5 protein-coding genes are annotated in these 9,763 nt (G+C 43.3%); all 5 read left to right on the top strand.

What is annotated here, in order from left to right; translation table 11 throughout:
* Positions 1–2,199: S9 family peptidase (locus AB5542_RS03025; protein ID WP_368242977.1), on the top strand; the 2,199-nt coding region annotated here is incomplete at its 5' end.
* Positions 2,200–2,572: 373 nt separating this feature from the next.
* On the top strand, positions 2,573–3,130 hold the full coding sequence (locus AB5542_RS03020; protein WP_279037402.1) for an RNA polymerase sigma factor: 558 nt from the start codon (positions 2,573–2,575) through the stop codon (positions 3,128–3,130).
* 105 nt (positions 3,131–3,235) lie between these two features.
* On the top strand, positions 3,236–4,411 hold the full coding sequence (locus tag AB5542_RS03015; RefSeq protein ID WP_279037400.1) for a FecR family protein: 1,176 nt from the start codon (positions 3,236–3,238) through the stop codon (positions 4,409–4,411).
* A 137-nt stretch (positions 4,412–4,548) separates the two neighbouring features.
* A complete protein-coding gene (locus tag AB5542_RS03010; RefSeq protein WP_279037397.1) occupies positions 4,549–8,166 on the top strand; it encodes a SusC/RagA family TonB-linked outer membrane protein in 3,618 nt (1,205 codons plus the stop codon).
* A gap of 12 nt (positions 8,167–8,178) precedes the next feature.
* Positions 8,179–9,756 (top strand): RagB/SusD family nutrient uptake outer membrane protein, encoded by a 1,578-nt coding sequence (locus tag AB5542_RS03005; protein WP_279037395.1) that lies wholly within the window; start codon positions 8,179–8,181, stop codon positions 9,754–9,756.
* Positions 9,757–9,763: the final 7 nt, after the last annotated feature.

Here is a 9,763-nt window from a genome sequence, read left to right as displayed (position 1 = left end):
GTACGGGGACAGAAGGCGAATTATGAACAGGCAGAACGTTTTGGAAAAATGAAATTCGGGGTGCTGGCAGGCTCCCTAGAGGTGAGGCCCAACTATATCGGGGAGAGCGATGCGTTTTGGTATACTTTTAAAACGGGTGATGGTGTACGTTATTATTACGTGGACCCGAAACGTGGCGTGAAACGAGAGCTTTTTGACCGGAAGTTGTTGGCGAAGAAACTAGAAGAGGTGACCGGTGAAGTTGTCCGTGAAGAGGCTTTGTCTTTGAGGAGTGTTCGTGTGAAGGAGGGAGGCCAGGAAGTGGCGTTTAAGTATGCTAAACGTTGTTTCGAGTATGATGTGAAGGAAAATGTACTTGTTCAGGTCGAAGAAGAAGTTCACAATTCACCCGTGAAGAGAGGAGAGGTTTTGTTTGGGAAATCTTCACCGGATGGGGCTTATGTGGCTTACGTGAAACGGCATGACTTGTATGTGATGCGGGTGAAGGACTCGGTGGAAACACGATTAACAACGGACGGAGAACGTTATTTTTCTTATGGGAAGTCGGATAGTGATACGAGCGGGAATGTCGGGACAACTCGTGCCGAATGGTTCGGGGATTCCAAGAAAATGTACGTGATCCGGGAAGATTTGAGGAAGGTGGGGGAACTACCGCTGATTTCTTCAAACGGGGATCGTCCGACAGTGCAAGCATATAAGTGTGCTTTACCGGGGGATGAGCACGTGCCGCAATACGAGGCCGCAATATTTGATGTTGCCACGGGAAAGCAGGTGAAAGTGAAGATGGAGAAGTGGAAAGATCAGTTATTATGGTTGTCATATGCGGGGAAACGGTCGGATCAACTTTTTATCCAACGGAAAAAGCGTACCCGGGATGAACTAGAAATATGTGCCGTGGACACGGAGACGGGAGAAGTTCGGGTTGTGATTCACGAAAAAGGGAAACCTTATTTGAATGATGAGTTGTATTCGATAGCTTATTTGAATGATGCGAGCGAGATTTTGTGGTGGTCGGAGCGTTTTGGATGGGGAAATTACTATTTGTATGATAATCACGGTAGATTGAAGAATCAAGTTACTTCCGGAAATTGGACTTCTGGGAGAATCGTGAGGATAGATACAGTTGGTCGGACGTTGTATTTTGAAGGTCACGGACAGGTGGAAGGTGGTAATCCTTACTATGCCCGTTTGAACCGGGTGAACTTGGACGGGAAAGGGAAAATCAAGATGCTGACTCCGGAAGAGGGGAATCATAAAGTGACATTTTCTCCGTCGGGACGTTATATTATAGATACTTATTCCCGACCGGATCAAGCTCCAAGAAATGTAGTACGGGATGTAAGCGGGAGGCTTTTGTTCACGTTGGAACGACCTGATTTGAATAATTTGTATGCGGAAGGCTGGAGAGAGCCGGAGTGTTTCACGGTGAAGGCGGCTGATGGGGAAACGGATTTATACGGGGTGATGTGGAAACCGATGGATTTTGATTCCACGAAACGTTACCCGGTTATTGCTTACGTGTACCCCGGACCGTGGACGGAATATATACCTCTTGATTTTGAATTTTCTTCTCCTTCGGGAGCCCCGCAACTGGCTCAACTCGGATTCGTGGTTGTCTGTTTCGGTAACCGGGGAGGCAGTCCTTACCGTGGACGGGATTATCATTGCTACGGGTACGGAAATTTGAGGGATTATCCGTTGGCAGATAATAAATACGGGTTGGAGCAATTGATCGCGAGGTATTCGTTTATTGATGGGACGAAAGTGGGGATCTTTGGTCATTCGGGAGGGGGATCGATGGCGGTGGCAGCTATATGTACTTATCCGGATTTTTACAAAGCTGCAGTGGCCTCTTCCGGTAATTATGACAATACGATTTTTGATTACGGGTGGAGTGAGATTCATCACGGTATAAAAGAGGTGACCAAGGAGGGAAAGGTCAGTTTTGAATTTTCAATACCAGTCCATTTAGAGTTGGCGAAGAATTTGAAAGGGCATTTGATGTTAGTTACGGGAGATGCGGATGATACGGTGAACCCAGCAAACACGTCCCGAATGGTTCATTCTCTGATTCTAGCAGGGAAAGATTTTGAGTTGGTGGTGTTACCCGGACAGAGGCACGGGTACATGGGGTTGGCAAAGGAATATTATTTCCGGAAGATGTGGCGACATTTCGAGCGATATTTGCTGGATGAATGACAAATAAGAGCGGTTCCCAAAGGAATCGTTCTTATTTTTGATTTTATGTGTGTTGCTATTTTGGTGTGTTTTGTACGAATAATTGGCTTGTCATCATGTTTTTTCATTATATTTGAACGGATTTTCGTGTGTAGTCGGTGAAAAATAAGAAGGATATGAGGAACTTGACTTGTAATATGTATATTAAAATTGAGCCTCAGCTTGGGGCGCAATTAGAAGGTAGGCAAATGGCGTGTGTTGAAATTATTGAAAAGGGTGATGACATAATTGCTCCCCAAGCTGGGGACCAATTGTAAGCATTAATATAGAAGAAATTGGAAATGAGTGGAGTGATGATAGGTAATCAGCGTGTGAAAGCGTGAATTGTTACGAGATGGTGAGGTGTATAAAAGATAGGTTGGTAGCTTTTAAAGAGGGAGATGAAGATGCGTTTCGTTTTTATTACGAGATGTATTATCACGCTTTGTGTCTGTTCGGAATCCGGATGGTGAAGGAGGAAGATGACGTGTTGGATATTGCGCAGGATGTTTTCGTGAATCTGTGGAAGGCGAGGGAGACGATAGAATCGTTGGTTCATATGCGAATGTATTTGTACCAATCGATGCGACATCGTTGTTTGAATTATATGCGGGTGAAGAAGTTGGAGGAGATGTATTGTCATGAATATGCGTTGCTCGAATCGGAAGAGGGATTTGGGGATGCGGTCGTGGAGGAGGAAGTGCATCGGATGGTGATGGAGGAAATTGAGCAGCTACCGTTGGAACAGCGTCGGGTGATCATGTTGCATCTGGAAGGAAAGAATAATATTGAAATTGCTGAGATTCTGAAAGTTTCTGTGAACACGGTGAAGACGCATAAAGCCCGAGCCCGCCAGCAATTGAAAACTAAATTGAAGGATCTTTTCGTGATGACGTTCGTCTTAGGATTATAATCTTTGTGTATTTTTTAGAAAAAAGTGATGATTCGTGTCATCCTCTTGGTTGAGATCTTTGTATTAAGAATAGTTAGTGGGTGAAAAACCTGTAATTATTTGAATATGGAAAAAGGGATAGAAAGGTCTATAGAGGAAAAAATTCAACGAATAAAAGCTTATTGGGATGGGGTATTGTCTCCGGAAGAGGAGGCGGAATTTTCGCGTTGGATAGATTCATCTCCGAAGAATAAGGCTTTGTTGGATAGGGTGCAGGATGAGCGTGTTTGGTTGGAAAAGATTCATTTCCGGGAAAGAAATGATTTGGAGAGAGGATGGCATGGTATTCAGAAAAAGATGCAGAAGCGTCCGATGCTGTTTGTTCGTTTGATGCGTTATGCAGCCATGTTGGTTGTTGTTATGTTGACGGGATTGATCGCTTTTAGTGTTTGGGATGATGGAAAAGGTGATGATCTCAAGTTGGGTGTTCAGAACGAAACTCTTTCTGCGAAAGGTGGATATAAGGCCTATCTGGAATTGACGAACGGTAAACGTTTGGAACTGGATAGTTTGAGTAAATTGGAAACACATGTCGAAGGTGCCGTGATAAAAGCGGAAGACCAAGGAACCGTGATTGTTCATGAACAGCAAGGGGATTCTTTGGTGGAGAGCGTGGAGTATAACCGAATGATAATTCCTCGTGGGGGAGAATACAAGATCGTGTTGGCAGATGGTAGTCAGGTGTGGATAAATTCTCAATCTGTATTGGAGTTTCCTTCTCGGTTTACGGGAGGTGAACGGCGAGTAAAATTGAAGGGAGAGGCTTATTTTGAAGTTTCAAGGAATGAGAGTAAACCTTTTGTCGTGGAAGTTGAAGATAAAGAAGTCCGGGTTTTGGGAACTCAATTTAATACAAGTGATTACAAGGGGAGCTTTGTGACGACATTAGTTTCCGGAAAAGTGCAGGTTCGTGTTGGTGATGCGGACTATATTCTTCATCCTTCCATGCAGGCAAGAGTGGAATCGGGCAAGGTGGTGGTGGAGAAAGTGGATATAAAGGAATTTACAGCTTGGAAAGATGGTCTTTTTGTTTTTAAAAAGAAGAGATTACAAGATGTGTTGGATATTTTATCCCGTTGGTATGATGTAGACGTGTTCTATCAGAATTTAGATTTACAGGATTTACATTTCACGGGAACAATTCAGCGGCATAGTAATATTGCTGATGTATTAAAATTTCTGGAGAAGACGGATATGGTGAAGTTTACCTTGAAAGGAAGGACTTTGATCGTTTCTAAATAAAAAGCTGTTGAAAAATTGGCCCTTTTCAACAGCTTGGATAAACAACAATGTGTTTAATCTTTTAGTAAAACAAATTTATGAGAAAAAATCGACAAATGCGATTTTTGAGGAATCGTATTCTAAAAAAAGTGGTGAACATGATGAAATTAACATCTTTTTTGCTGTTGATTAGTTTTATGCAGGTCTCTGCAGCCCTGTATTCACAGGATTCCAAGGTTTCGATACAGGTGAAAGAATGCCCTATCGAACAAGTGTTTGAATTGATTGAAAATCAATCCAGTTATGTCTTCGTGTATAATCATGAGCAGGTAAAGAACGTGGGACGTGTTACGGCTAATTTCCAAAATGAGAGTGTCGCTCAAATTTTGAAAACTTGTCTGAAGGGATCTGGGCTATATTACGAGTTTGTGGATAACACGATCGTTATACGTTGGGGTCAAGAGGACAAAAAGTTCAAGACGATACGAGGTAAAGTGATGGATCGGGATTCCGTGCCTTTACCCGGTGTGACGGTGAAGATGAAAGGGACTACTATAGGGACGGCAAGTGATATGCATGGAAAATTTGAATTAGTGATTCCTGAAGCTCAGAAAGTTGTGCTTGTATTTACATTCATAGGTATGAAACAGATCGAGAGGGAAGTAAAAGTCGGTCTGCCAATTAACGTGGTCATGGAGGAAGATGTGGCCACGCTGGATGAGGTCGTTTCCTACGGGTATTATAACGTGGATAAACGGCACATGACGAGTTCGGTGACTTCTTTGAAGATGGATGATATTATGATGCCGGGGGTAAGTTCGGTGGATCAAATGTTGGAGGGGCGAGTACCGGGGATGATTTTCATGCAGAATTCGGGACAGGTGGGTGCGGCTCCAAAGATTAAGATCCGGGGAACGACGACGGTTTTGGGGTCTCAAGCTCCATTGTGGGTGTTGGATGGTGTGATTTTGTCTGATCCGGTGAATATTGACCCGACGAGCATCAATGATTTGGATTTTGTGAATTTGTTGGGGAATGCTATTTCCGGTATTAACCCGGACGATATTGACAAGATCGACGTGTTGAAGGACGCTTCGGCCACGGCTATATACGGTCCGAGGGCATCAAACGGCGTGATCGTGATCACGACAAAGAAAGGAAAAGTGGGGGCCCCGTCGGTTTCCTATTCTTTGACAGGAACATTTCGTCAGCGGCCCCGGTACACGGACCGGGCGGTGAACGTGATGAATTCTCAGGAGAGGATAGATTATTCTCGGGATATTGTTGAAAATAAACTGGAGATCCCGGATTTGGAGAGTTGGGTTGGTTATGAATCCGCCTATTATGATTACCAAAGCGGTAAAATCAATCACGCAGAGTTTTTGAATGCCGTTCATAAAATGGAAACCGTGAACACGGATTGGTTAGGGATTCTAATGAAAGATTCTTATTCACACAATCATACGGTGAGTGTTTCCGGTGGTACGGATAATATTCGCTATTACGCGTCTTTGGGGTATAGTAACGAGAATGGTAATATCCGGGGAGAGAAAAATGATCGTTATTCCGCTCTGACCCGTTTAAATCTGAACTATAAAAATTTCACGATGCAATTCGGGTTGAATGGTAGTACGATTAAAAAGGAATATACACCGGAGAAAGTCGGGGTGACCGATTACGCTTACAATACTTCCCGTAGTATTCAGGCGTATGATGATAACGGAGATCTTTGGTTTTATCAAAAGAGAAAAGCAGATGCAGGTGCCTATGATCAATTATTTAATATCATAAACGAACAAAATAATACTTACGATAAGATTAAAACGGAACAAATCGGGTTGAATGTTTCCTTAGGATATTACTTGCTCCCGGAATTGAAAGCTGAAGTATTCTGTTCCTATAACGTCTCTAATTCAAACGAAGAAATATATTTTGGGGAGAAAACGTGGTATATTGCCGAATTAAGGAAAAAGAACGCAGAAACGGGAGAAATAAATTTCGGGAAGACATTGTGTCCTTCCGGGGGAGAATTGCGGCTGGATAACACGAAAAACGAGAACTATAGTTTCCGGGGATCTCTTACTTTTAATAAAAGTATCGATAAGGAACAGGAGCATGTCGTTTCTGCTTCCGTGATCGGGGAATTGAGTTCTTCGAGATATAGTGGTTTCAAGATTACAAAACGCGGGTATCTACCGGAGCGAGGGTTGATTTTTGACAAGATCGAGTCGATGACAGACGGCAATCTTTACACGAAATATAATGAATGGTTGTTGACTGATGCGGCAAGAGGACAACTGAAAGACAATCTGACGAATTTGGTGGGGTTGATTGGTACGGCAACTTATTCATACCGGAATGCTTATATTTTTAACGTGAACGCGAGAATTGATTTTTCGAATAAATTCGGGGATGCCAGTAATGATCGGTTGTTGCCGATATGGTCTGTTTCCGGACGTTGGAATATGCACGAGAATGTGTTGCGAAATGTGAGTTGGATTGATATGCTGGCGCTGAAAATGTCGTTCGGGTATCAGGGAAATATGTCTGCACAGGATTCTCCCCGTTTGATTATTAAAAAGGGAGGGACGGATAACGATTTCAAGGAATATTCCTCGACGATTGATAGATACCCGAATCCTAACTTGAAATGGGAGAAGACTTCAACTTACAACGTGGATGTGGATTTCTCGTTATTTAATAATAAAATTAACGGTACGGTCGGTTATTATTACCGTTACACAACAGATGCTTTCCTCTCGAAGAAAGTATCCGTGGTGAATGGTATTGATACTTACACGGTGAATAGTGGGAATTTGAAAAATCAAGGTTACGAGTTGACGTTGAATTTTGTACCAATCAACACGATGACAACGGTTAACGGGGAACGTCGTGGGTTAGTCTGGCGTTTTGATCCGAATTTTGGTTCGGTTTTCAACCAGTTGATTGATAAGGTAAAACATAAGGATCAAGTGTTACAAGACGAAGTGACGTTTGAAGATTATTTAAATGGTCGGGTACAAATATCCGGACGTCCGGTGAACACGTTCTATTCCTACAGATACAAGGGACTGGATCCGAAGAACGGGGCTCCGATGTTTTACGGGACAGAGGCGACGACTATCGTAGATGGGGAAGAAAAAAATACGAGCGAGATTTACGAGGCGATGGATCGTGAGGATGTGTGGATGACCGTGATGGAACATTCCGGATGTCGGGAGCCGTTTTTACAGGGAAGTATAAGTAATTACCTCGGATGGAAGAATTGGGGACTTTCTTTTAACTTGTCATATAGTATCGGTTCGAAAATTCGTTTGTTCAGGTTGTACCCGAATCAAGGAGTTGTGAATGGACCGGAACAGAATCTTCGTCGAGAACTGGTAAATCGTTGGCGTCGTCCGGGAGATGAGTTAAACACGAATGTTCCCGGTATCTTGTCGGGAAGAGATCATCTGGATGCTGTTTTCCCTTGGTGGGATGGAGAGACATACGATTTTTCCAGGACGTTGTGGGATATGTATGACTTTTCCAATCTTCGGGTGGCATCCGGTAATTATTTGAAATTGTCAAGTATCTCGTTGCGATATGTCGTGCCGGAAAGTTTTTGTGAGAAATTGCGGGTGAAGTCTCTCTATCTGAATTTGAGCGGGACAAATTTATTTACCTTGTGTAGTCGGAAACTAAAAGGACAGGACCCATCTCAATCCGGTTCTACCGATTTGATTAATATCTCCGTGCGTCCGACGTATTCACTTCAATTAAATGTAACGTTTTAAGTAAGCAGAGTTATGAAAAGAATATTATTTGTTGTTGTCGTAGGATGTTTCTTGTTTAGCTCGTGTGGGGATTTTTTGGAAGAGTACTCCAAGGATCTCGTGTACGCCAGCTCTTGCGAGGATTTGGACGAGATTATTATTGGTAACGGGTATATGAAAAGAAATGCGAATCAGGAATATGCTTATTATAGGGAAAATGAACTGTATTACCCGTATTTACACGTGATGGATGACGACGTGGAAGAGTTTCTTTCCGGAGCGGTAAAAATGTTAACAAATGCGAATCCTGCTGTCCGATACCGGAATTTCTACACGTGGGGAGAACGTCCTTTTTCTGATATGACCGGGGTGGAATTGGTTGATTCTGACTGGAAAAGATTATACGAGCATATCGGGTATGTTAACGTGATTATATCTTACGTGAAGGAGTTCGAGAGTGATCCGGAGGAAATTCGTCACCGGATTGCGGGAGAGGCTCAGTTTTTACGCGGGTGGTATTATTATATGTTGGTAAATCTTTACGCTAAACCTTATTCAAAGGAGACGGCAGCAAAGGATTTAGGTGTACCTTTGAACGTCACGGAGTTTATCGAGGACAAGTATTTTAGCCGGGATCCGGTGGAGAAGGTGTACGAACAAATTGTTTCGGATTTGAAAAATGCGGCGGATAACTTGGCTGGTATCGTTCAGCCAACTTTTTACAGAGTAAATGAAGCGGCAGCCCGCACCTTGCTAAGTCGGGTTTATTTATACATGGGGGAATGGCAATTGGCTATTGACGAGTGTGATAAGGTGTTAGCCCTGGGATGTAAGTTGCGTGACATGAATGGTCTGGACGAAAAATGGTTGAACACGGTGAACTCTCCGGAAATATTGTTTACCCAGGGTAGTTACGCTATTGGAGGGTTGATGAACAATAATCTATCACGATACGGTGTTACGGGAGGGGGACGTTATCGTGTTTCGGATGAACTTCTGGCCTTGTATAAGAAATACAAGAACGATGGCGTGGTTGATTTACGGGAAAGTGTATTTTTAGAGCCTTCCTCAAGTTATTGTCCGGGATATTTCTTTATCAGGAAGACTCCTGATTATAGTAATAATCGTAAAGGATCAGTAAAAGTTTATGATGCTTGTCTGATTCGCTCTGCCGAGGTTTATTTGAATAAGGCAGAGGCTCAGGCGATGCTGGATCAGCCGGATGCGATAAGTACGGTCAAGGTTTTGATGGAGAAACGTTATAAAGATGGCGTGTTGCCCGCAATAGACGGTTTGAAGGGAAAGGAGTTGGTTGATTTTATCCGGGAGGAACGGCGTCGGGAATTGACTTGCGAGGGGCATCGGTGGTTTGATTTGAGACGTTATGCCGTGTCACCTAAATATCCGGAATTGAAAGAAATCATGCATGGGGTTTACCAGTCCGCGATGGCGAGCTTGAAACCGGGCGTGTATGATGGGAGTTACACGTTGAAACCGTATGGTCAGGATAATGCCTGGGTGTTACCGATACCGGATTACGAGATTATTTTTGATCGGGGGGCCATGGTGGACAACGATAAGCGGGAGTCTCGGGAGAAGAATGAAAATTAACATTAAA

Origin of the sequence: Butyricimonas sp. RTP31003st1_G1_RTP31003_210430 (assembly GCF_040920905.1) — a bacterium.
Taxonomy (GTDB): Bacteria; Bacteroidota; Bacteroidia; order Bacteroidales; family Marinifilaceae; genus Butyricimonas; species Butyricimonas paravirosa.
Note: the sequence above shows the minus strand (reverse complement) of the source record. Positions and strands in the feature narration are given on the sequence as shown.